This is a genomic window from Salipiger mangrovisoli, from assembly GCF_015223355.1.
GTDB lineage: Bacteria > Pseudomonadota > Alphaproteobacteria > Rhodobacterales > Rhodobacteraceae > Salipiger > Salipiger mangrovisoli.
In genome coordinates this window covers 26,526-49,173 of sequence record NZ_JADFFK010000024.1, presented here as the reverse complement: position 1 = coordinate 49,173, position 22,648 = coordinate 26,526, and the positions used below count along the sequence as shown (strand labels likewise).

Below are 22,648 nucleotides of genomic sequence, written 5' to 3'. Positions count from 1 at the left end.
CAGCCCGCGGTCGTCCGCTGGCCTCTGCCGGACCTCACATCCCCCGGATCATCCCGCCGTCGACGCGGATCATCGAGCCGGTGACATAGGCGGCCTGCGCCGAGCACAGGAAGGTGACCATGGCGCCGAACTCCTCGGGGGTGCCGTAGCGGCCCGCGGGGATGGTCCTGCGGCTGGCTTCCTGCACCGCATCGAGCGAGGCGCCGGTCTTATCGGCCTTGATGCCGTCGAGCTGCGCCAGACGGTCCGTCGCGATCCGGCCCGGCAGCACCATGTTCACCGTCACGCCATGCGGGGCGACCTCTTCGGCGAGGGTCTTCGACCAGCCCGCCACCGCGCCGCGCACGCCGTTCGACAGCGCGAGGTTCGGGATCGGCTGCACGATGCCCGAGGAGCCGATGGTCACCACACGGCCCCAGCCCTTGGCGATCATGCCGGGCAGGGCGGCGTCGGTGATCGCGAAGATCGGTGCGGCCATCGCCTCGAAGGCGGCCTGCCAGGCGGCGCTGCTCTGGCCCTTGGCGGGTCCGGCGGCAGGGCCGCCGCAGTTGTTGACGAGGATGTCGACCGGCTGCTCGGCGAGCCGCGCGATCAGCGCCGCGACGCTGGCCGCATCCGCGAGATCGAGCTTCAGCCCCTCCATGCCCTCCGCCGGGGCGTCACCGCTGCGCGAGGCGGCGATCACATGCGCGCCCTCGGCGGCCAGCAGCGTCGCGCTCGCCGCGCCGAGCCCACGGCTTGCGCCGAGCACCAGCGCCGTCTTGCCCTTCAGTCCCAGATCCATCAGTTCAGCTCCTTCAGTCGTTTCTCCTGCCGGGCGAGCAGCCGCTCGACCTCGGCGATGGCCTCGGGGGCAAGCCCCGCGCCCGGCGCGCGCAGCGCCGCCGAGCCGATCGCCCCGCGCTTGGCCAGCACGTATTTGCGCACCGCCAGCCCGGCACCCGGCTGCTGCTCGTAGCGCACCAGCGGCAGGTAGGCGTCGAAGATGTCCTGCGCCCGGTCCATGTCGCCGCTGCCGGCCAGCCGCACCACCTCTGCCAGCATTTCGGGGTAGCCGAAACCCGTCATCGCGCCATCGGCACCGCGCGCCATCTCCTCGGGCAGGAACACCCCGCCGTTGCCGCAGAGGATCGAGATCCGGCGGCGGCCTTCGGCTTCGGCGCGGCGCAGCCTGCTGATCTTGGCAAGGCCCGGCCAGTCCTCGTGCTTGAGCATGACCACCTGCGGGATGTCGTCGATGATCCGGCCCAGCACCTCGTCGGAGATCTGCACGCCGGTGGCCAGCGGGAAGTCCTGCAGCACGATGGGCACATCGTCCCCCAGCGTGCGGGCGACCTGCCCGAAGTAGCCGTGGATCTGCGGGTCGGTCTTCAGCGCGCCCGGCGTGGTCACCATGCAGCCCGCCGCGCCCATGTCCATCACCGCGCGGCCCAGCTCGCCAATGGCAGCGAGGCCGGGGGCCGAGACGCCCACCACCACCGGCTTGCCACCGGCGCGCTTGATCACCCGCTCGGCGACGGCGCGGCTTTCGGCCTGCGTCAGCTTCGGCGCCTCGCCCATCATGCCGAGGATGGTCAGCCCGTCGGCGCCCTTGTCGAAGTAGAAATCCACCACCCGGTCGAGGCTGTCCCAGTCGATCGCGCCCTGATCGGTGAAGGGGGTGACGGAGATGACGTAGACGCCGCGGGCGTCGGAGGTGAGCAGGCTCATGGCTGGGGTCCTTGGGGAATGGAGGGGTCAGCCCCGCGGCGGCTCGGCGATCAGCAGGTCGCTGTCGGCGAAGGCGGCGCGCAGGTCCGACATGAAACTGTGCAGCAGGCCCGAGTAGGGCACGCCGCGGCGGGTGTACATCACCGCCTTGACCTCGCAGGCGGGCAGGAAGGGCTTGCAGACCAGCGCGTCGGTCGCATGGGTGGTGGCGGAATAGGGATCGACCACGGTGACCCCGAGATGCTGCGCCGCCAGAACCGTGGCGGTGGCGCAATAGCGCACCTCGATGCGCGGCGCGTAGGTGGCGCCGACCTGCTCGTAGGCCTTGCGCACCAGCTGCCCGAGGTTCGAGCCCATCTCGAGCCCGACCAGCGGCTCGGACTGCAGGTCGAGCGCGGTGAGATGCGGCTTTTGCGCCAGCGGGCTTTCCCGCGGCACCAGCGCCACCATATGCGCGCGCTGCAGCACGTCGCTGTTCACCGCGGTCTGCCGGTCGTGGTCGATGGCAAGGCCGATGTCGGCCTGGCCGCTCTGCACCGCGTCCTTCACCTGTTCCAGCCGCCGCACGTCGAAGGCGACCGACACGTCGGGCCGCGCGTCGAGGAAGCGGCGCAGGGCAACCGGGGCGACCGAGTAGCCGAGCGGCGGCGTGGCGATCACCTTGAGCCGCCCGGCCATGCCGAGCTTCATGTCGCGGGCGCGCTGCGAGAAGCCGCGCATCAGGCCGAAGACCGGGCGGATCTCCTCGTAGAGGGATTTCGCCTCGGCGGTGGGCTGCAGGCGTCGGCCGGTGCGCTCGAAGAGCGTCAGGCCGAGCTGGGTTTCCAGCTGCCGCAGCCCGGCGGAGACCGCCGGCTGCGAGACCCGCAGCTGCTCGGCGGCTTCCACCGTGGTGGCGCAGCGCATCATCGCGGCGAAGATCTCCAAGAGCCGCAGCGAGACGTCCGGCAGGCCCGGTTCGGTGGTCATTCGGACGCTCCGACCAGACCCAGTGCCATGGCGGCGGCGGCCTGCACCGGGTCGATGACCGCGATGCCGATGTCGCGTTCCAGCCTGGCCCGGATCGGCGCCATGCCGGCGCAGCCGAGCACCACCGCGCCCGCGCCCTTTTGTGCCAGTTCGCGGCCCAGGGTAACGCACATGCCGTAGACCTCCGGGTCGCGGCCCGAGGCCTCGGCCGAGACACCGGGCAGGGCAAGCTCCGCGGCGAGGCGGCTTTCGACGCCCATGGCGCGGATCCTCAGCCGGTGGCGGGCGACCGAGCCGGGGGCCAGCGCGATGATGCCGAAAAGATCGGCACGGGCCATGGCCGTCAGGATGCCCGCCTCCTGCACGCCGATCACCGGCTGCTTGACCAGCGTGCGCGTCAACTCCACCCCCGGATCGGAGAAACAGGCCGAGACATAGGCGGCGGCGTCGGGCCGCGCCTGCGCCGCCGCGGCAAAGCCGAGCCCGGCGCGGGCGACGTCCTCGGCGGTCATGATCGTCGCCGGGGAGGCAGGCAGGTCGGTGACCTCGAAGGCGGGGCCATTGGCCGGGGCGAGATGGGCGATGGCCTCGCGGATGCCCCGCGTCACGCTGGCGGCGGAGTTGGGGTTGATGATCAGGATCGGGCCCATCAGCGCAGCTCCGCGCCGAAGTTCTGCGCCGGGTCGAACTCCTTGGCGGTGACGCCGGGCTTGCCGCGCAGGTCGACCGGCTGGCGGGCGACGAAGCGGCCCTGGCCTTCCCTGGCCTTCAGCGCGCCATGCTCGACGATCACCGCGCCGCGGTTCAGGACGATCTCGGGCTTGCCGGTGATCTCCATGCCCTCGAAGGGGGTGTAATCCATGTTGTCGTGCTGGTCTGCCGCGGTGACGGTGACGCGCGCCTCGGGGTTCCAGATGGCGATGTCGGCGTCCATGCCCGGCGCGATGCGGCCCTTGGTGTCGCAGCCGAAGGTCTTGGCGGCATTGGTGGACGAGAGCGCCACGAACTGCTCCAGCGTGATGCGGCCCTTCACCACGCCTTCGGAGAAGAGATAGGGCAGGCGCGCGGCGATGCCGGGCATGCCGTTGGCGATCTTGGGATAGGGAATGTCCTTGCCGTTCAGGAACTTGCCGGTCTCGTCGAAGCGGTAGGGCGCGTGGTCGGAGCTGACGCTCTCGAAAGTGCCCTGCGCGATGTGGTGCCAGAGCGCGTCCTGCGTGCGGGTATCGCGCAGCGGCGGCGAGCAGATGTATTTCGCCCCCTCCATGCCGGGCCGGTCGAGATCGGCGCGGGTGAGCGCGAGGTACTGCGGGCAGGTTTCGGCGAAGAGCTTGGCACCGTTGAACTTTTCCCGCCGGACGATCTCGGCCCCGCCTTCGGTCGAGACGTGCACGATGAAGAGCGGCGCGTCGACCAGCTTGGCGAGCTGGATGGCGCGGTTGATCGCCTCCTGCTCGGCCAGCTCGGGGCGCGAGATGGCGTGGTACTTGGGTGCCGTAAGCCCCTTCGCCGCCAGCCGCTTGTTCATCCATTTGACCATGTCGTTGTTCTCGGCATGGACCATGGTGATCGCGCCGTGCTCGCGCGCCACGGTCAGGATGTCGAGCATGCCGCCGTCACCGAGGTTCATCAGGTCGTAGGTCATGAAGACCTTGAAAGAGGTGATGCCGCGGGCGAAGGCGCGGGGCAGCTGGTCTTCCAGAACCTCGGGCTTCGGGTCGGAGATGATCAGGTGATACGAATAGTCGATCACCGAGCGGGCGGCGCGGGCGTCGTAGGTGGCGATGACGTCATCGACCGACTGGCCGCGCTGCTGCGCCGCGAAGGGGATGAACGACGAGTTGCCGCCAAAGGCCGCCGAGATCGAGCCCGAGAGGTAGTCATCGGCGGTCATCACGCCCGAGGAGCTTTCCTGCGCGATATGGGCGTGGGCCTCGATGCCGCCGGGCACGACGATGCGCCCGCCCGCGTCGATGCGGCGGTCGCCGCCCTCGAGCTTTTCGGCCACGGCGGCGATGCGCCCGTCTTTGATGCCGATGTCCCCCTTGGCCGTGTAATCGGCGGTCGCGATCAGGCCGCCGTGGATCACCGTGTCGAACTGCATCTCGTCTCTCCTTCCGTGCCGCCGCGGGCGGCCTATCCGTCTGTCCCCGCGGGGACGGGCGCCGGGGCAGGGGCCTTGGCGCGTCTGTCTTATTCCGGCACCTTGACGCCGGTCTGGCTGGCGATCAGCCCGTAGTGCTCGATCCGGCGGTGCGCCGCGAAGTTGAACACGGTGGACTTGCCGAAATCGCACTTGGCGAAATCCGCCTCGTGCACGATGAGCTCGTCGCCTTCACCTTCCGCCTTTGCCACGACGAAGCCGTCGGGGTCGACGATGATCGAGCCGGCGAACATGTGGTTGCCGTCTTCCATGCCGCATTTGGCCACGGCCACCGCGTAGGTCGCGTTCTGGTAGGCGCCGGCGCAGACCGAGAGCTCGTGGTGGTACATGCGCCGCTCGATGCCCTCTTCGGCCGAGAGGTTGTTCTGCGACGGGGTGTTGTAGCCGATGGTCACCAGCTGCACGCCCTGCAGGCCGAGCACGCGCCAGGTTTCCGGCCAGCGGCGGTCGTTGCAGATCGCCATGCCCATGATCACGCCCTGGTTCTTGACCACGCCGAAGCCGGTGTCGCCGGGCAGGAAGTAGCGCTTTTCCAGGTGCTGGTGGGTGCGCTCGGGCTCGAACTCGGCGTGGCCGGGCAGGTGGGTCTTGCGGTAGGTCAGCACGATCTCGCCCTCGGGGGAGACGATGATCGAGGTGTTGAAGTGCTCGCCCTCGGGGGTCAGCTCGCAGTAGCCGAAGGTGAAGCCCATGCCGCAGGCCTTCGCCTTGTCGAAGAGCGGCTGCACGGCGGGGTTCGGCATCTGGGTCTCGAACCAGTGGTCGAACTCGGCGCGGTCCTCGACGTAGAAGCGCGGGAAGAAGGTGGTCAGCGTCATCTCGGGGTAGACGAGGAACTTCACGCCCTTTGCCTGCGCCTCGTCCATCAGGGCGATCATCCGGGCGATCACCTCTTCGCGGGTCTCGTCCTTCTGGATGCCGCCGATCTGGGCGCCGCCGATAATCATCTTCGTCATGGGAATTTCCTTTCAGGGACGTTCAGTGCACCGCGAGCCCGCGCTGGTACCGCGAGATCAGTCGCACCAGCGGCCAGAGGATCGCGAGGTAGATCAGCGCCGCGAGGATCAGCGGCGAGGAGTTGTAGGTGACCGAGCGGGCCATGTTGGCCGAGTAGAGCAGCTCGGAGAGGGAGACGACCGAGGCGAGCGAGGTCAGCTTGACCACCTCGACGGTGTTGGACAGCAGGTCGGGGAGCACGTTGCGCACGGCCTGCGGCAGGACCACGTGACCGAGGGTCTGCGCTTTGCTCAGGCCGGTGGCGCGGGCGGCCTCGGTCTGGCCCTTGGGCACCGACTGGATGCCGGCGCGGAAGACCTCGGCGAAATAGGCCGAGTTGTTGAGGAAGAAGGCGACGACCACGGCCATGAAGGGGCTCAGTTCCAGCCCGGCGAAGGGCAGGCCCGAGAAGACGAAGACCAGCAGAACCAGCGGCGGCAGCGCGCGGAAGAGGTCGATGAAGCCGACGGCGGGCCATTTCAGCGCCTTGCTGGGCGAGAGCGCGGCGAGCGCCAGGAACAGACCGCCGATCAGGCCGAGCCCGATGACCACCGCGCAAAGCTCGAGCGTGACGATCAGCCCCTTGAGCAGCAGCGGCCAGGCCTGCGCCATGATGCTGAAGTTGAAGAAAAGGTCGATGAAGTTGCTCATGTCATGTGCCCTTACACGGCCCAGGCGTAGCGCCGTTCGAGCAGGCGCGAGAGGATGACCACCGGCAGGAAGATCGCCAGATAGGCGAGCGCGGCCATGGTCAGCGGCGTTGCCGAGCCCGAGAAGCTCTGCGCCGACGACGACACCGCGAGGATTTCCTTCACCCCGATCACCGAGCCGAGCGCGGTCATCTTGGTGATCGCCAGCGCGCGGTTGACCAGCGGCGGGATGCCCATGCGGATGGCCTGCGGCAGGGCGATCTCGAAGAGCGTCTGCGCGAAGCTGAGGCCGGTGGCGCGGCCCGCCTCCCATTGGCCCTTGGCCACGGCGGTGAGACCGGCCCAGAAAATCTCCTCGGCGAAGGCGGCGAGCACGCCGCCGAGCACGAGGATCAGCACCATCGGCCCCGAGAGGTTGAGGCCGAGGCCGGGCAGGCCGAAGTAGAAGATCAGGATGACCACCAGCGGCGGCAGCGCGCGGCCGATGTCGGCGAAGGCGACGATGGGCAGGGTCAGGTACCAGCGGCCGAGCGTGCGCAGGCAGGCCAGCACGAGGCCGAGGGCAAGCCCGCCGAGCACGATGATGACGCTGAGCCAGAGCGTGGTGACGATGGCCGACAGCAGGTCCGGCAGGTATTTCGCCATCACCGCGCCGTCGAAGAACGTGTCGAGGAACCTCATGACGCGCTCGGGTGCAGGCGCGAGAGGAAGGCGCGCAGGCGCTCGGATTTCGGACTGCCGAAGATCTCCTCGGGGGTGCCGGCCTCGACCACCACGCCGCCGTCCATGAAGACGACGCGGTCGGCGGCCTCGCGGGCGAAATCCATCTCGTGGCTGACCACGACCATGGTCATGCCCTCGTCGCGCAGCTGCTTCATCACCTTCAGCACCGAGCCGACCAGTTCCGGATCGAGCGCCGAGGTCGGCTCGTCGAAGAGCATCACCTTGGGGTCGAGCGCCAATGCGCGGGCGATGGCGACGCGCTGCTGCTGGCCGCCCGAGAGTTCCGACGGCATGGCATCGGCCTTATGCGCCAGCCCGACGTGGTCCAGCATCTCCATTGCGCGCGCCTTGGCCTCTTCCTTGGAGCGTTTCAGCGCCTTGACCTGCGCCAGCATCACATTCGCCAGCACCGACTTGTGCGGGTAGAGGTGGAAGCCCTGGAACACCATGCCGATCTTCAGCCGCATCTTGTCGAGCGCCGCGCCGTGGCAGGCGGTGACATGCTCGCCGTCGAGCAGGATGCTGCCCGAGGTCGGCTCTTCGAGCCGGTTGCAACAGCGGAGCATGGTCGACTTGCCCGAGCCCGAGGGGCCGATGACGAAGACCAGCTCGCCCGGCTTCACGCTGAGGTCGATCGAGGTCAGCACCTGGGTATCGCCGAAACTCTTCTCGAGCTGGTTGATCTCGAGCATCGGCCTGAGGTGGACCTTTGCGGCGGAGGCGGAGGGGGCTGCGGGCATGGGCTGTCTTTCGGATGGGAGGACGGGGCGGCGGGCGCCCCGTCCGAGGGGTTCAGGGAGCAGTGTCAGGGATCAGAAGTCGCAGGAGACGTCGTGCGCGGTCTCGTCGTAGCCGTCGAACCCGGGGGTGCCGTAGCCGGGGGTCGGGGTGACGATGGCGGTGCCCTCGGTCGGGGTCACGCCGAACCATTTCTCCGAAAGGGCGACCATCGTGCCGTCGGTCTTCAGGCATTCCAGCACGGCGTCGATCTTGTTGCGGGTCTCCACGTCGTCCTTGCGGAACGGGAAGGCCCAGACGAGGCCGGTGGGGTATTCGTAGCTGAGGTCGATGCGCGGGTTCTGCTTGGCGGCCCATGCAGAGACGGTGGCGCCGGCGAGGTTGGCATCGGCGCGGCCGGTCGAGACCGCCTCGACCGCGTCGGTGTTGGTGCCGTAGGCCACCACTTCCCAGCCGTATTCCTCGGCCTTTTCGGTCAGAAAGCTTTCATAGACCGAGCCCTTGTTGACCGCGATGGTCTTGCCCTTGAAGGCGTCGAGACCTTCCATCTTCTCGCTGCCGGCGGGCACAGTGAAGGCGAAGTTGGTGTCCATGAAGCCCTCGGAGAAGAGCAGGTTCGACGCGCGCTCCCCGGTGACGGTGGTGGGGGCGACGAGGAAGTCGTAGGTGCCCGCCTGCAGCGCCGGGATCAGCCCGGAGAACTGCGCGGCGACCACCTCCATCTCGGTGCCGAGCTTCTCGCCGATGGCGGCGGCGAGATCGACGTTGAAACCCTCGACCCCGCCCGAGAGGCTGGGCATGGCGTGGGGGGCGAAGGTGCCGTCGAGCGCGACCTTGTAGCCCTCGGCATGGGCCGGAAGCGCAAGCGCGGCGAGCGCGGCGGAGAAGAGAAGGCTCTTGGATGTCATGGGGTGGCTCCGTGTTGGTTGGGTCTGTTTTCTTGGCATCGGGAGGATGCGAGACGTGACTTCGAAAAAGCCGCCGGACCGGTTCGGGAGCAATACAAATCAGGATTATAATTAAACTATAATTATAATCTGCGCTTATATATGTGGTGAGCTGGGACGCCGCCCCCGATCGGCGCGGGGCAGCAATGGGATACACAACCAGTTGATTTCGCAGGGTCTGTAGTCGCGGTGCGTCACCCGTTGCGCGACTGCTGCGGCAGGCGCGACGGCCTCGACGGGCCGGAGGGCATCCCGCGCACCCCCCCTTTACGATGCTCATTGAATGAGCAATCCCTGAGCCACCGCGCGCCGGGTGGACCGTCCGGTGCCGCCCGAGTCTCGCTTCGACGCCGACTCCATTTCTCAAACCTGCAAGGGGCCCGCCATGAAATCCCTCTTCCACCTCGCGATCCACGTCACAGACCTCGACGAGACCCGCGCCTTCTACGGCGACGTGCTCGGCTGCCAGGAAGGACGTTCGACCGACACCTGGGTCGATTTCGACTTCTTCGGCCACCAGCTCTCGCTGCACCTTGGCGAGCCCTTCCCGGTGACGCGCACCGGCAAGGTCGGCGATCACATGGTGATGATGCCGCACATGGGTGCGGTGCTGCGGCTCGACGACTGGCTGGCGCTGGCCGACCGTCTGGCCGCGAAGGGCATCGAGTTCGACATTCCTCCGGTGATCCGCTTCGAGGGCGAGCCGGGCGAGCAGCGCACGATGTTCTTCTTCGATCCCTCGGGCAACCCGATCGAAATCAAGGGCTTCAAGGACTTCGACGGTCTGTTCGCCGCGTAAGGCCCGCGCCGCGCGGCCCGCGCCGTCAGGCCGGGGTCCGCGCGGGTTCGGGACGGGCGCGCAGGGCATGCAGGGCGATCAGCCCCAGCCCGAGGGCCAGCCCGACACTCATCAATCCGGCGGTCTTCCATAGCACGAGGACCGCCGCCAGAAGCCGCAGCGCGACCTCCCAAGAGCGCAGGCGGCCACGGTCGAAGCGTGTCAGCGCCGAGGCCAGCAGGTAGAGCGTCAGCCCCAGCCGCCCGCCGAGGAGCAGCAGCGCGGTCACGTCCGTCTGCCCGGTGTAGCCCTCGATCAGCGCCCGGCGGCCCGTGTCGTCGGTGATCGTCACCGCCTCTTCGATCAGCAGCAGCTCGGGGTACCAGGCGAAGACGAAGGGGATGGCGAACATCACGATGCCCACGCGCACGGCGGCGATGCCGGTGCGCATCGGCTCGGTGCGGGTGATCGAGGCGGCGGCAAAGGCGGCGATGGCCACCGGCGGGGTGATCGCCGAGGCGACGGCGAAGTAGAAGACGAACATATGCGCGGTGAAGAAGCTGACGCCGAGGCTCGACAGCAGCGGCCCGAGCAGCAGCGCCACGTTCACATAGGCGGGCACCGTCGGCATCCCCATGCCCAGCAGGATGGCGCAGAGCATGGCGCAGATCAGCGCGAGCATCAGGTAGACGCCGCCGACGATGTGGATCTCGAGGCCGAAGAGGTTCAGCACCTGCGCGTGTTCGAGCCAGGTGGTCACGGCGCGGGTCAGCTCGCCGGTCAGCCCGCTTTCGTTGAGGAAGGCCGAGATGACCGACACCGCGAAAAGCAGCAGGAACAGCCGCGAGATCAGGATGCCGCCGTCGGCCAGCGACAGCAGCACCTTCGACGGTTTCGCGCGGGTGCCGGGATCGAGGAAGAGCAGCGGCAGCAGCACCACCACCGCCCACCAGCCCGCCGAGACCGCGTCGCCGGTGGCATTGACCAGCGTCTGCGTCACGAAACCGGGCAGGATCTGCGCCGCGCGGCCGCTGCCGACCGCGTCCTTGGTGCCGAGCAGCAGCAGCAGGATGGTCAGGATCGGCAGCAGGATGATCACCAGGTTCAGCCAGTCCTGGCGGTGCATCACCAGGTCGTCGGGGATCTCTTGCATCGCCTCGATGCGGTCCTTGCGGGCCTGGAACATCACCGCGAGGAAGATCGAGAAGAAGAAGGCCAGCGCCGGCAGGAAGGCGGCGGTGATCACCTTGGTGTAGGGCACGGCGGTCAGCGCCACCAGCACGAAGGCCGCGACCCCCATCACCGGCGGCATGATCTGCCCGCCCGAGGAGGCTGCCGCCTCGACCCCGCCGGCGAACTGCGGCGAGAAGCCGTTGCGCCGCATCATCGGAATGGTCAGCCGCCCGGTCGAGAGCACGTTGGTGACCGGCCCGCCGGTGATCGTGCCGAAGAGCGCCGAGGAGACGATCGCCGCATGCGCCGGGCCGCCGCGCAGCCGGCGGGTCAGGCGCACCGCCAGCTTGATCAGCGAGGTGCCGCCGGCCGAGGTGCCGAAGAGCGCGCCCAGGACGACGTAGGGAAAGACCTGGTTGACCACGATGTCCATGAACCGCCCCATGAAACCGTCGGGGGTGATGAAGACATTGGTGGCCTTCTGGATGGCGGCGGCGCGCGTGTCGCCGCCGTCGGCGCCGAGCTTGGTCAGCAGGAAGCTGTTGTCCGACAGGTCGAACATCCAGATCAGCGCCGTGGCCACGGTATAGAGCACAACGACGCTCGCCACCGCCACCAGCGGCAGCCCCCAGACCCGCACGTTATAGAGAAAGAACAGCGTGATGATGGTGAACAGCAGCGGGATGATCCAGATGCCGAAGCGGGCCTGGCAGGCGGGCACCTCGGCCTCGAAGGAGATGCCGGGGATCACCCCGGCCGAGCGCTCGGCGGCCTCCTGGATGAGCCGCGCGCGCTCGCCGGTGAGCTGGTCGATCAGGCAGATCGAGTCGATCTCGACCAGGAAGCCGACCGCCGCCAGCACCGCGGCGAGGATCAGCCCCGCGTCGAGCAGCGCGCCGAGCCAGGCGCGGTCGGGATGGTCCCATTTCCACGCCCGGTAGACGCTGGAATCGAGCGCCACGATCAGCATCATCACGAGGAAGACCGGCGGGTAGAAATATTCCGGCGGGAAGCCCGAGACGCGGAAGAACGGCCGCCCGGTGATCTCGCGCGCCCAGTCCTGGAGGCCGGGGATCTCGGGCATGGTGTTGATCATGCCGACGATCACCAGGATGACGGCCAGAACAAGGGCGATCCGCTGTCCCAGCGGGCGGGTGATCTGCTGTTGTGTCATGGCACCGGGTGTTGTTCGGGCCGGACCGCCGGAGCGGTCCCGCCGGGGTTACGGGATCAGGGCCGCAGGCAGTCGGCGATGCTGTGGCCGGCCTCTTCGAAGGCGCGGATGGCACCGGGGTGCATCTTGATCTGCACCGCGCCGCAGGCGCCCTGGCTGGTGCCGTCGATGTCGCCGAAACTCATCACCGCGAAGGGCCCGCGCGGAGAGCCGGTGATGAACCGCTGCTCGCCCTCGAGGTAGGCGCGGGTGATCTGGTAGACGAGATCCTCGTCGAGACTCGCCGGGACCATCTGGCCGAACGCGGTGGCGAAACTGTCGAAGGTGTCGTCGTCGGTGACCACGGTGATGTCATTGCCGGCATAGGCGGCGCGGAAGGCCTCGACCGGCACCGAATAGGGCGCATGGCCCGGCGCGGCGATGATCTGCTGGCCGAGCTCGCTGGCGAGCAGGTCCGAGGGCACGTCGTGGATGGTGATGCCGCCGGCCGAGGCGATGGCGATCTGCCGGCCCGAGGGCAGGCCCTCGGGGATGGTCCAGGCATCGACGCCGCCGCCGGTGATCGTCGGGACGGTGTCGGGCCAGGCGGTCTGGATGCCTTCGTAGCCCTCGCCGTCCTTGAGCCCCGACAGCAGCTGGATCATCGCCCGCCCCGAGGTCAGCGCCGCGCCGCGCGGCGGGCCGTTCCAGACCCGCTTGCCCGCCATGTCGCGGATGTCCTCGATCGGGTTGCTGTTGAAATAGCCCAGCATCTGCGCCGAACCGGCGTTGAAGAAGATCGCGCGCAGGTTCGCGGCCAGTTCTGCGCCCTTTTCCGGGCCGACCCCGGCGTAGGGGCCGATGCCCCGCGACAGCAGGAACGGCAGGATCAGCGGCGCGGGGGCCATGTCGAGCCGGCCCTCGGCCACCGCCAGAACCGAGTTGGTCAGCGTTGCGCCCTCGGTGATCTGCAGTGTGGCAACCCCGGCGCTGTCGAGCACCGCAGCGAGCGTGGAATCGATGTAATGCGGCGTCGAGCCGGGCGTAGTGGTTTCGGCGGTCAGCGTGGCCTGGGCCGAGGCGAGCATCGGCGCAAGCGCCAGAACGCCGCCCATCAGCGTCTGTTTGAGCATGGGTCCTCCCTTCGGTCACCGCCCTCCTCCAAAGGCGGATGCCCCCATTTTCCGGAGGCATGGGGAAACGCTCGCAGATATTATATGACTTGTCACGTAATATCTATTCGGGCTTTATCGGCACAACAGGAGGCGGATGATGACGACAGCGACGGAACGGGACGAAGCGCGCATCGCGGCGCGTCAGGCGCGCGAGGATTACAACCTCTTCTCGCGGCTCCCGGCGATCTATGCCGCCTCGCGGATGCAGGGGCAGCAGTTCCTGCAGCACGGCGGCGGCCTGTCGATCGTCGAATGGCGGACGCTGTGGGATCTGCACGAGGTCGGCCCGATGACCATCCGCGACCTCGCCACGATCCAGCGCGCGGACCATTCGCTGCTCAGCCGGGCGCTGCCCGACATGCGCCGCAAGGGCTATGTGACGATGCGCCGGGACGAGGGCGACGGGCGGCAGACCATCGTCGAGATCGCCCCGGCGGGCCGCGCCGCCTACGACCGGGCCGCGCCGGTGATGGCGCGCCGCCGCGCCGCGCTGCGCGAGGTGTTCTCGGAGGAGGAGATCGCGGTCTTCGTGGGCTTTCTCGACCGTTTCGAGGATTTCCTGCGCAGGCCCGTGGAGCAGGTGCTGAAGGAGGAGACAGCCAAGTGACAACCCCACCCAACGTTCTGTGGATCATGGCGGACCAGCTCCGCTTCGACTACCTCAGCTGCGCCGGCCACCCGCATCTGCACACGCCGCATATCGATGCGCTGGCGGCGCGCGGCGTGCGCTTCACAAATGCCTACGTGCAGTCGCCGGTCTGCGGCCCGTCGCGCATGTCGGCCTATACCGGGCGCTACGTGCGCAGCCACGGCTCGACCTGGAACGGCATGCCGCTGCGGGTCGGCGAGCCGACGCTCGGCGATCACCTGCGCGAGGTCGGTGCCCGCGCGGTGCTGGTCGGCAAGACCCATATGACCGCCGATGCCGAGGGCATGGCGTGGCTGGGGATCGACCCGACAAGCGAGATCGGCGTGCGGGTCTCGGAATGCGGCTTCGAGCCTTTCGAGCGCGACGACGGGCTGCACCCCGACAGCGCGCGGCAGAACTGGTCGGCCTATGACGATTACCTCGTGGCGCAGGGCTACGCCTCCGAAAACCCCTGGGAGGATTTTGCCAACTCGGGGCTCGACGCGGACGGCGAGCTGCTCTCGGCCTGGCTGCTGAAGAACTCGCGGCTCGCGGCGAATGTCCCCGAGGAGCACTCGGAAACCGCCTATATGACCGACCGGGCGATGGACTTCATGCGCGCGGCGCAGGCGGACGGGCGCCCCTGGGTGTGCCACCTGTCCTATATCAAGCCGCATTGGCCCTACATCGTGCCCGCGCCCTACCACGACATGTACGACGAAAGTCACATCCTGCCGCCGGTCCGCTCCGGGGCCGAACGCGAGACCGATCACCCGCTGCTGCGCGCCTACCACGCGGCGCGGGTCTGCAAGAGCTTCTCGCGCGATCACGTCCGAGAGCACGTGATCCCCGCCTACATGGGGCTCATCAAGCAGCTCGACGACAACCTCGGGCGGCTCTTCGCCTGGATGGACGCGCAGGGACTGAGCGAGAACACCATCGTCGCCTTCACCTCGGACCACGGCGACTACATGGGCGACCACTGGATGGGGGACAAGGATTTCTACCACGAGATGGCGGTGAAGGTGCCGCTGATCATCGCCGATCCGCGCCCCGAGGCAGAGGGCACGCGCGGACTGGTCTCGGATGCGCTGGTCGAGATGATCGACCTCGCGCCGACCTTCATGGCCGCCGTTGGCTGCGCGCCCAAGCCGCATGTGATCGAGGGCCGCGACCTCACCCCGATCCTGCACGGCACCGGGGGCTTCGCGCGCCGCTACGTGATCAGCGAGCACGACTACCACTGGTCCGACATGGCCCGCAGCCTGAACCAGCCGCAGGAAGACGCGCATACGGTGATGATCTGCGACGGGCGCTGGAAATACATCCGCTGCGAGGGGTTCCGCCCGGTGCTGTTCGACCTGGAGACCGACCCGGACGAGTTGACGGACCTCGGGGCGTCGCAGGCGGCAGACCATGCCTCGGTGCGCGCGCGGATGGAGGCGGCGCTGCTCGACTGGGCGCGGCGGCACCACACGCGGATCACCGCAACGCCGACGGTTCTGGCGCGGCAGAAGAAGGCGGCCGAGACCGGCATCCTCATCGGCTTCTGGGACGCGCAGGAATACGAGGAGGTGACCGGCAAGCCCTTCGACAGCCTGTCGCCGGTGGGGCGGCCCTAGCCGCCCCCTGCCACGTCATCCGGCCACGTCATCCGGCGGCGGCGGGACGCCACGGCGCGGCAGATCGGCGTTCCCATTATGTTCCTTCTCGGCTATGCTCGGCCCGATCAGAACATGCCGCAGGGCAGGATCGGGCAGCAGATGACACAGGCAGACCTCAGCACAGGTCCGGCGACGGATCTCCAGCCGGGCGCGGGCGCGGCGCAGACGGACCCTCTCGCGGCGCTGAACGACAACCAGCGCGCCGCCGCCACCTTCGGCATCAGCGCCGGCGATGCGTCGCCGGCCGGGCCGCTCTTGGTGATCGCCGGGGCGGGCTCGGGCAAGACCAGCACGCTGGCGCACCGCGTGGCGCAGCTGCTGATGAACGGCGCCGATCCGCAGCGCATCCTGCTGATGACCTTCTCGCGCCGCGCCGCGTCCGAGCTGACCCGCCGTGTCGAGACGATCACCACCCGCGCCATGGGCACCGGCATCGTCGCCGAGGCGCTCACATGGGCCGGCACCTTCCACGCCATCGGCGCGCGGCTGCTGCGCGAGCACGCGCCGGCCATCGGGCTGAACCCCGAGTTCTCGATCCACGACCGCGAGGACAGCGCCGACCTGATGAACCTCTGCCGCAACGCGCTGGGGTTCTCGGCCACCGAGAAGCGCTTCCCGGCCAAGGGCACCTGCCTGTCGATCTATTCCCGCGCGGTCAACGCCGGCGAGCCGCTGGACGAGGTGCTGCGCGACCACTTCCCCTGGTGCGCCATGTGGGAGGCGGAGCTGAGACAGCTCTTCGGCGCCTATGTGCGCGCCAAGCAGGAGCAGAACGTGCTCGATTACGACGACCTGCTGCTGGCCTGGGCGCAGGTCATGTCGGACGCCGAGTTCGCCGCCCATATCGGCAGCGCCTGGGACCACGTGCTGATCGACGAATACCAGGACACCAACCGCCTTCAGGCGCGCATCCTGATGGCGCTGAAGCCGGACGGGCGCGGGCTCACGGTGGTCGGCGACGACGCGCAGTCGATCTACGCTTTCCGCGCCGCCACGGTGCGCAACATCCTCGACTTCCCCGCCGCCTTCGCGCCGCCCGCCGATGTCATCACGCTCGACCGCAACTACCGCTCGACCGCGCCGATACTGGACGCCGCCAACGCGGTGATCGGGCAGGCGCGCGAGCGCTTCACCAAGAACCTCTGGACCACCCGCGCCTCGGCCGAGAAGCCGCGGCTGGTGACGGTCAACACCGAGGCCGACCAGGCGCGCTACATCGTCGGCCGCATCCTCGAGGACCGCGAGACCGGCACCACGCTCAAGCAGCAGGCGGTGCTGTTCCGCACCTCCAGCCACTCGGTGCAGCTCGAGGCCGAGCTGACCCGCCGCAACGTGCCCTACGTGAAATTCGGCGGGCTGAAATTCCTCGACAGCGCCCACGTGAAGGACCTGCTGTCGGTGCTGCGGCTCGCGCGCAACCCGCGCGACCGGGTGGCGGGCTTCCGGGTGCTGCAGCTCATTCCCGGCATCGGGCCGAAGTCGGCGGCCAACATCCTGAATGCGCTCGACCTCTCGCCCGATCCCGCCGCGGCGCTGAACGACGTCGCGCCCCCCGCCAAGGCCGAGGCCGACTGGCCTGCCTTCGTCGCCGCGATGACCACCCGCGCGCCCTGGCCCGCCGCCATCGGGCTGGCGCGCGCGTGGTACGAGCCGCACCTGACGCGCATCCACGAAGACGCCGACACCCGCCGCGACGACCTGCTGCAACTGGAGCAGATCGCCATGGGCTACCCTTCGGCCGAGGCCTTCCTCACCGAGCTGACGCTCGATCCGCCCGACGCCACCTCGGACCGATCCGGCGTGCCGCTGAAGGACGAGGACTACCTGATCCTCTCGACCATCCATTCCGCCAAGGGGCAGGAGTGGAAATCGGTCTACCTGCTCAACGCGGTCGACGGCTGCATCCCCTCGGATCTCGGCACCGGATCGACCCCGGAGCTGGAGGAGGAGCGGCGCCTGCTCTACGTCGCCATGACCCGCGCCAAGGACCGGCTGACGCTGGGGCTGCCGCTGCGCTTCTACGTCACCCAGCAGAGCCGCGGCGGCGACCGCCATGTCTACGCCACGCGCACCCGCTTCATCCCGCGCGAGCTGCTCGGGCATTTCGACAGCAGCCACTGGTCGCCCGCCCCGCAGGGCGGCGGCGCGGCCCCGGCGCCGGGGCGGATCGACATCGCCGCGCAGATGCGCGACATGTGGGGCTGACCCCGGGCGCCGGGCTGCGGGGGCTCTGCCCCCCGCCGCTGCGCGGCGTCCCCCGGGATATTTGATCCTAGAAGAACGACCCGCCCCGATCGGCTTTGCGTTGCGCCGCGGCATCGGCGAAAAGGGCGGCGAGCCGCGTATCCGGAGGGGCCTGTCCTGATGAGTGACGCCGTTTTCCATTGGCATCCCGACTGCCGCCTGCTGCGCGCCGCGCCGCCGGACCCGGTGCTGCGCGACCTGCGCGCGGCGCTGGCGGCCGGGGCCGGCTTCACCATCGGCCCCGAGGGGGTGACACCGCTGCCGGGCGCGCGGCGCGGGCTGATGCAGAGCCGCTCGTCGGGGACCACCGGCGCGGCCAAGGCGATCCGCCGCAGCCATGGCTCGTGGATCGCCAGCTTCGAGGTCAATGCCGCGGCGCTCGGGATCACCCCGCGCGACACCTGCGCGGTTCTGGGCGCGCCGCAGCATTCGCTGGCGCTCTACGCCATTGCCGAGGCGGCCTGGCTGGGGGCAGATCTGCTGTGCCTCGGCGGGCAGCGCCCGGCGCGGCAGGCGGCGGCGCTGCGCGAGACGGCGGCGACGCTGCTCTACGCCACGCCCACCCAGTTGCGCCTGCTCTGCGAGGCGGGGCAGGGGCTGCCGTCGCTGCGGCACATCCTCTGCGGCGGCGGGCGGATGCCCGAGGGGCTGCGGGCGCGGCTGGCGGCGCTCTGCCCGCGGGCCGAGCTGCGCGAATTCTACGGCGCCGCCGAGACCAGCTTCATCGCCTGGGGCGATGCCTTGACGCCCGAGGGGGCGGTGGGCCGGGCCTATCCGGGCGTCGAGATCCGCATCGACGCGCCCGAAGGGGGCTTCGGCGAGATCTGGGTGCGCAGCCCCTATCTTTTCGAGGGCTACGCCGAGGGCTCCAGCGCCGACACGCGCTGGCGGGACGGGTTCCTGACCGTGGGCGAGATGGGGCGGCTGGATGCCGAGGGGGTCCTGAGCGTCGCCGGGCGGCGCTCGCGCATGGTGACCATCGCCGATCAGAACGTCTTTCCCGAGGACATCGAGGCGCTGCTGCTCGCCGATCCCGAGGTGGCGCATTGCGCCGTGCTGCCCCTTCCGGACCCGCGCCGGGGGGTGCAGCTGGTGGCGGTGATCGCCGGGCCCTGCGACGCGGCGCGCTCGCAGCGGCTGCTGGCACTTGGCCGCGCCGCCTTCGGCCCGCTGGCCGCGCCGCGCCGGGTTCTCGGCATGGCGGATTTCCCGCTGACCGTCTCCGGCAAGCCGGATTTGCGCGCGATCGGGCTTTGGCTGGAGGCGGAGGCGTGAGCGGGGTGCGGCTCCTCTCGGCGCTGCGCTCGCCCGTCGCGCCGCGCGGCGGGGCGCTGTCGCGGCTGGAGATCCCCGATCTGGCGGCCCCGGTATTGCGGGCGGCGCTGGCGGCGGCGGGGCTGGAGCCCGGCGAGGTCGACGAGCTGGTGCTGGGCAATGCGCTCGGCGCGGGCGGCAACCCGGCGCGGCTGGTGGCGCTGGCGGCGGGGCTGCCCGAGCGGGTGGCCGGGCTGACCATTGACCGGCAATGCTGCGGCGGGCTGGATGCGCTGGTGGTCGGCGCGGCGATGATCGCCTCGGGGCAGGCCGAGGTGGTGGCGGCGGGCGGGGTCGAATCCTACTCGCGCCGGCCGCTGCGGCTGCGCAGCGATCCCGAGGGCGGTGCGGCCACCGCCTATGACCGCCCGCCCTTCACCCCCTGGCCCGAGCTCGACCCGGAGATGGACGTCGCCGCCGAGGCGCTGGGGGCCGAGGGCGGCATCGCGCGGGCAGAGCAGGACGCCTGGGCCATCGAGAGCCACCGCAAGGCGCTGGCCGCCGAGCTCTCGGCCGAGATCGTGCCGCTGGCGGGGCTGGAGCGCGATGCCTTCAGCCGCGCGGTGTCGCCGCGGCTGGCGGCGCGGGCGCCGGTGCTGTCGGGCGCGATCACCGCCGCAAACGCCGCCGTGGCGGCGGATGGGGCGGCGATCTGCATCCTCGTCTCGGAGCGGGTGGCGGCGCGGCTCGGGCGGGACGGGCTTGGCTGGCGCGGCGGGCTGACGCTGGGCGGGCGGCCCGACCGGCCCGGCCTTGCGCCGGTGGCGGCGATCCGGACGCTGCTGCAACGGCAGGGGCTGGGCGCGGCGGATCTGAGCGTCGCCGAGGTGATGGAGGCCTATGCGGTGCAGGCGATCGCCTGCGTGCGCGGGGCCGGGATCGATCCGGGGATCGTCAACCCCGGCGGCGGCGGGCTGGCGCGCGGGCACCCGGTGGGGGCCTCGGGCGCGATCAACGCGGTGCGGCTGTTCCACGCGCTGTCGGCGCGCGGCGGCACCGGGCTTGCCACCATCGCGGCGGCGGGCGGGCTGGGGACGGCGGTGCTGCTGTCTAGCTGAAGCCGCGCAGGGTGGAGAAATCGTCAAGCGGGTCGCGGGCGGTCTCGACCATGTTGGCCGCCGCCTCGGGGTCGGCGCGTCCCAGGGCCATGCCGCAGACCACCATCTCGTCGGCGCCGAGGCCGAGCTGGGCGTGGGCGACATCGGCGTAATTGGCCAGCGCCCCGATGCCGCAGGTGGCGTAGCCCATGCCCTGCGCCGCGACCATCAGTGCCATCAGCGCCATGCCCAGATCCATGAAGCAGCCCTTGCCCATCTCCGGGTGGATGGTCACGACGATGCCGACCGGGGCGTCGAAGAAGCCGTAGTTGCGGGTGAACTGGGCGCGGCGCCCGTCGAGGTCGCGCCGCGCGACCCCCAGCGCGGCGTAGAGCGCATAGCCCGCCGCGCGCTGCTTGGCCTTCAGCTCGGGCGGCATGGGGCTTGGGAAATAGGAATATTGCGACACCTGCGGGCGGCCGGCGTCGATCGCCCCGAGCAGCGCCGCGCTCAGATCGGCCAGCGGCGCGCCGGTCAGCGCGTGGAAGCGGCCGGGTTGCAGGTTGGCGCCGCTCGGCGCCGAGCGCGCCGCGCGCAGGATCCGCTCGAGATCGGCGCGCGGCACGGGGTCTTTCAGGAAGGCGCGGGCGGAGCGGCGCGCGAAGAGCAGCTCCTCTGCCGCCGTGACGCTCATCCCCGGATCAGCCGCGCGACAGCACGCTGGCCGGGCGCGAGCGCGCCAGCGCCGAGGTGATGAGGCCCGCCAGAACCGCCTTGATCACGTCGCCGGGGATGAAAGCGGTGACCAGCAGCGCCGCCTCGGGGAGGGTCTTGCCGAGGGTCACCGACATGCCGATGACGCCGAAGACATAGAGCACGAGGATGCCGCCGATCACCGAGGCGATGGAAGAGACCAGCGCCAGGTTGCCGCGCCAGCGCTCGACGATGAAGCCGGTCACGAAGGCGGCGGCGGGCCAGCCGACGAGGAAGCCGACGGTCGGCGAGGCGAAGACGCCGAGACCGCCGCGGCCACCGGCCAGAAGCGGCAGGCCGAGCGCCACCAGCGCGATGAACAGCAGGCAGGCCAGCGCGCCGCGTTTCGCGCCGAGCACGGTGCCGGCGAGCATCACGCCCAGCGTCTGCGCGGTGATCGGCACGCCGAAGGCGAGGGTGAACTTGGGGATCAGCCCGAGCCCGGCGATGAGCGCGGCAAACAGCGCCACGAGGGTGAGAGTGCGTTCCAAGGGCGGATCCTCCTATCCGGTGTGTTCGGGCGGTACGACACCGCCGCGGGCGCGCAGCGCCTCGGCGACATGTTCTGCATCATCGATGGCCAGGGCCGCAAGGGGCATCACCACCTGCCAGCCGGCGCGGCGGGCCGAGCGGGCGCGCCAGGCCTCGGTCAGCAGCCCGCCCTTGCGCGCGATCGAGGGGGTGAAGCGCACCACCAGCGCCACCGACAGCTCAAGCGCGCGGGTCGAGAGACCGAAGCGGCGGAAGGGCGCCAGCAGCCAGCTCGCCACCGCCACCATGTCGGTGAGCCGCGTGGTCATGGTCACGAAGCTGGCCAGCGTCAGCGCCGCCAGCAGCCGCAGCGCCACGGCGAGTCCCTCGGCCAGCTGCCCGGTGACGCCGTGCCAGAGCGCGATGAGACCGAGGAAGGGCCAGAGGATGCGCAGGCTGCGCGCCGCCGCACCGGCGAAGCGCCAGCCGCCCGACAGCACCAGCGCCACCGATCCGGCGAAGGCGAGCGCGAGCGGCGCCGGGTCCTCCAGCGCGAAGAGCCCGATCGTCGCCAGCGACAGCGCCGCGAGCTTGACCCCCGCGGGCACGCGGTGGGCCCAGGTCTCAACCGGCGAGGTCAGAGAGATCATCGCACCCTCCCCAGAGCCGCATCTGCGCCTCGAACTGGCGCAGCACCTCGGCGGGCGGGCCGTCGGCGCGGATCGCGCCCTCGTCGATCCAGATCACCCGGTCGTAGTGCCGCACGCTCTCGGGGTCGTGGGTGATGTGCAGGACGCTGGCCTCGACCTCGCCGACGTAGCGCATCAGTTGCAGGCGGGTGGGGATGTCGAGCCCGGAATAGGGCTCGTCGAGCACGATCAGCGCGGGCTGCATCGCCAGCACCGACATCAGGCAGACCAGCTGTTTCTGCCCCTGCGACAGCCCGTGCGTCGGCGCGCTGGCCCAATGGCTCTTGCCGAAGCGCGCGAGGATCGCCTGCACCTCGGTCGCGGCCTCGGCGCGGGGCCGCCCGAGCTGCACGAGGCCGAAGGCGATCTCCTCCTCGACGGTGGGGAAGATGATCTGGTGGTCGGGGTTCTGGAACAGGATGCCGACCGCGCGCAGCGCCGCCTTGCGGTCGCGCGCCATGTCGCGCCCGCCGATCTCGGCGCTGCCCTCGTCGGGCGTCTGCAAGCCAGCGATCACCCGCGCCAGCGTGGTCTTGCCCGAGCCGTTGCGGCCGACGATGGCGATGCGCCGCTCGGCCGCGCGCACCGAGATCTGCCGCAGCGCCTGCGTGCCGCCAAGCTTCACCGAGACATTCCTGAGCTCAAGCACCCGCGCGCTTCTCCCTGCGATCC

At 69.9% G+C, this 22,648-nt stretch carries 22 protein-coding genes; 6 read left to right on the top strand and 16 right to left on the bottom strand.

All coding sequences use genetic code 11. The features are described from left to right. Nucleotides 1–34: 34 nt before the first annotated feature. The 10 genes from IQ782_RS24300 to IQ782_RS24255 all read right to left on the bottom strand — a co-directional run bounded on the left by IQ782_RS24300 (nucleotide 35) and on the right by IQ782_RS24255 (nucleotide 8,858). Nucleotides 35–784, bottom strand: coding sequence for an SDR family oxidoreductase (locus IQ782_RS24300; protein WP_194137263.1), 750 nt, complete (start codon nucleotides 782–784; stop codon nucleotides 35–37). After that, a complete protein-coding gene (locus tag IQ782_RS24295) occupies nucleotides 784–1,710 on the bottom strand; it encodes a dihydrodipicolinate synthase family protein (RefSeq protein ID WP_194137262.1) in 927 nt (308 codons plus the stop codon). Before IQ782_RS24295 ends, IQ782_RS24300 begins: the two co-directional genes overlap by 1 nt. A 27-nt stretch (nucleotides 1,711–1,737) precedes the next feature. Next, entirely contained in the window at nucleotides 1,738–2,679 is a 942-nt protein-coding gene (locus tag IQ782_RS24290; protein ID WP_194137261.1) for a LysR family transcriptional regulator, read from the bottom strand. After that, a complete protein-coding gene (locus tag IQ782_RS24285; protein WP_194137260.1) occupies nucleotides 2,676–3,329 on the bottom strand; it encodes an aspartate/glutamate racemase family protein in 654 nt (217 codons plus the stop codon). The genes IQ782_RS24290 and IQ782_RS24285 overlap by 4 nt, the downstream gene beginning before the upstream one ends. After that, nucleotides 3,329–4,783 carry a dihydropyrimidinase gene (gene hydA, locus IQ782_RS24280; RefSeq protein ID WP_194137259.1) on the bottom strand — a complete coding sequence of 485 codons (1,455 nt, stop codon included), beginning with the start codon at nucleotides 4,781–4,783 and terminating at the stop codon, nucleotides 3,329–3,331. Before hydA ends, IQ782_RS24285 begins: the two co-directional genes overlap by 1 nt. A gap of 89 nt (nucleotides 4,784–4,872) precedes the next feature. Then, on the bottom strand, nucleotides 4,873–5,799 hold the full coding sequence (locus IQ782_RS24275) for an N-carbamoyl-D-amino-acid hydrolase (protein WP_194137258.1): 927 nt from the start codon (nucleotides 5,797–5,799) through the stop codon (nucleotides 4,873–4,875). Between the two features lie 22 nt (nucleotides 5,800–5,821). Continuing rightward, nucleotides 5,822–6,490, bottom strand: a complete 669-nt coding sequence (locus IQ782_RS24270; RefSeq protein WP_194137257.1) for an amino acid ABC transporter permease — start codon at nucleotides 6,488–6,490, stop codon at nucleotides 5,822–5,824. A gap of 11 nt (nucleotides 6,491–6,501) precedes the next feature. Beyond that, nucleotides 6,502–7,170, bottom strand: a complete 669-nt coding sequence (locus tag IQ782_RS24265) for an amino acid ABC transporter permease (RefSeq protein WP_194137256.1) — start codon at nucleotides 7,168–7,170, stop codon at nucleotides 6,502–6,504. Then, nucleotides 7,167–7,904, bottom strand: coding sequence for an amino acid ABC transporter ATP-binding protein (locus IQ782_RS24260; protein ID WP_194137295.1), 738 nt, complete (start codon nucleotides 7,902–7,904; stop codon nucleotides 7,167–7,169). The genes IQ782_RS24265 and IQ782_RS24260 overlap by 4 nt, the downstream gene beginning before the upstream one ends. 120 nt (nucleotides 7,905–8,024) lie before the next feature. Next, on the bottom strand, nucleotides 8,025–8,858 hold the full coding sequence (locus IQ782_RS24255) for a transporter substrate-binding domain-containing protein (RefSeq protein WP_194137255.1): 834 nt from the start codon (nucleotides 8,856–8,858) through the stop codon (nucleotides 8,025–8,027). Between the two features lie 424 nt (nucleotides 8,859–9,282). Here IQ782_RS24255 and IQ782_RS24250 point away from each other — a divergent pair, with 424 nt between their 5' ends. Then, nucleotides 9,283–9,696 (top strand): VOC family protein, encoded by a 414-nt coding sequence (locus tag IQ782_RS24250; RefSeq protein ID WP_194137254.1) that lies wholly within the window; start codon nucleotides 9,283–9,285, stop codon nucleotides 9,694–9,696. A 25-nt stretch (nucleotides 9,697–9,721) separates the two neighbouring features. Here the strand turns inward: IQ782_RS24250 and IQ782_RS24245 are convergent, their stop codons facing one another. Together IQ782_RS24245 and IQ782_RS24240 are read right to left on the bottom strand one after the other, a co-directional pair. Further along, a complete protein-coding gene (locus IQ782_RS24245) occupies nucleotides 9,722–12,022 on the bottom strand; it encodes a TRAP transporter fused permease subunit (RefSeq protein ID WP_240989542.1) in 2,301 nt (766 codons plus the stop codon). Nucleotides 12,023–12,078: 56 nt separating this feature from the next. Further along, on the bottom strand, nucleotides 12,079–13,134 hold the full coding sequence (locus IQ782_RS24240; RefSeq protein ID WP_194137253.1) for a TAXI family TRAP transporter solute-binding subunit: 1,056 nt from the start codon (nucleotides 13,132–13,134) through the stop codon (nucleotides 12,079–12,081). 139 nt (nucleotides 13,135–13,273) lie between these two features. On the opposite strand from IQ782_RS24240, the gene IQ782_RS24235 reads away from it, so the two are divergent. The 5 genes from IQ782_RS24235 (at nucleotide 13,274) to IQ782_RS24215 (ending at nucleotide 20,084) form a co-directional block, all read left to right on the top strand. Beyond that, nucleotides 13,274–13,783 (top strand): MarR family winged helix-turn-helix transcriptional regulator, encoded by a 510-nt coding sequence (locus IQ782_RS24235; protein WP_194137252.1) that lies wholly within the window; start codon nucleotides 13,274–13,276, stop codon nucleotides 13,781–13,783. Beyond that, nucleotides 13,780–15,426, top strand: coding sequence for a sulfatase-like hydrolase/transferase (locus tag IQ782_RS24230; RefSeq protein WP_194137251.1), 1,647 nt, complete (start codon nucleotides 13,780–13,782; stop codon nucleotides 15,424–15,426). Before IQ782_RS24235 ends, IQ782_RS24230 begins: the two co-directional genes overlap by 4 nt. 141 nt (nucleotides 15,427–15,567) lie before the next feature. Next, nucleotides 15,568–17,673, top strand: coding sequence for an ATP-dependent helicase (locus tag IQ782_RS24225; protein WP_194137250.1), 2,106 nt, complete (start codon nucleotides 15,568–15,570; stop codon nucleotides 17,671–17,673). 159 nt (nucleotides 17,674–17,832) lie between these two features. Continuing rightward, nucleotides 17,833–18,987 (top strand): AMP-binding protein, encoded by a 1,155-nt coding sequence (locus IQ782_RS24220; RefSeq protein ID WP_194137249.1) that lies wholly within the window; start codon nucleotides 17,833–17,835, stop codon nucleotides 18,985–18,987. Further along, nucleotides 18,984–20,084, top strand: coding sequence for an acetyl-CoA C-acyltransferase (locus tag IQ782_RS24215; RefSeq protein WP_194137248.1), 1,101 nt, complete (start codon nucleotides 18,984–18,986; stop codon nucleotides 20,082–20,084). The genes IQ782_RS24220 and IQ782_RS24215 overlap by 4 nt, the downstream gene beginning before the upstream one ends. On the opposite strand, the gene IQ782_RS24210 is transcribed toward IQ782_RS24215, so the two are convergent. The 4 genes from IQ782_RS24210 to IQ782_RS24195 are packed head-to-tail and all read right to left on the bottom strand — an operon-like array spanning nucleotide 20,077 to nucleotide 22,625. After that, nucleotides 20,077–20,757: a nitroreductase gene (locus tag IQ782_RS24210; RefSeq protein ID WP_194137247.1), complete on the bottom strand. Its 681-nt coding sequence runs from the start codon at nucleotides 20,755–20,757 to the stop codon at nucleotides 20,077–20,079. The genes IQ782_RS24215 and IQ782_RS24210 overlap by 8 nt on opposite strands. 7 nt (nucleotides 20,758–20,764) lie before the next feature. After that, complete coding sequence (locus tag IQ782_RS24205; protein ID WP_194137246.1) at nucleotides 20,765–21,307, bottom strand: biotin transporter BioY; 543 nt, start codon at nucleotides 21,305–21,307, stop codon at nucleotides 20,765–20,767. Between the two features lie 12 nt (nucleotides 21,308–21,319). Continuing rightward, a complete protein-coding gene (locus tag IQ782_RS24200; RefSeq protein ID WP_194137245.1) occupies nucleotides 21,320–21,937 on the bottom strand; it encodes a CbiQ family ECF transporter T component in 618 nt (205 codons plus the stop codon). Then, on the bottom strand, nucleotides 21,912–22,625 hold the full coding sequence (locus IQ782_RS24195) for an ATP-binding cassette domain-containing protein (protein ID WP_194137244.1): 714 nt from the start codon (nucleotides 22,623–22,625) through the stop codon (nucleotides 21,912–21,914). The genes IQ782_RS24200 and IQ782_RS24195 overlap by 26 nt, the downstream gene beginning before the upstream one ends. Nucleotides 22,626–22,648 lie beyond the last annotated feature (23 nt).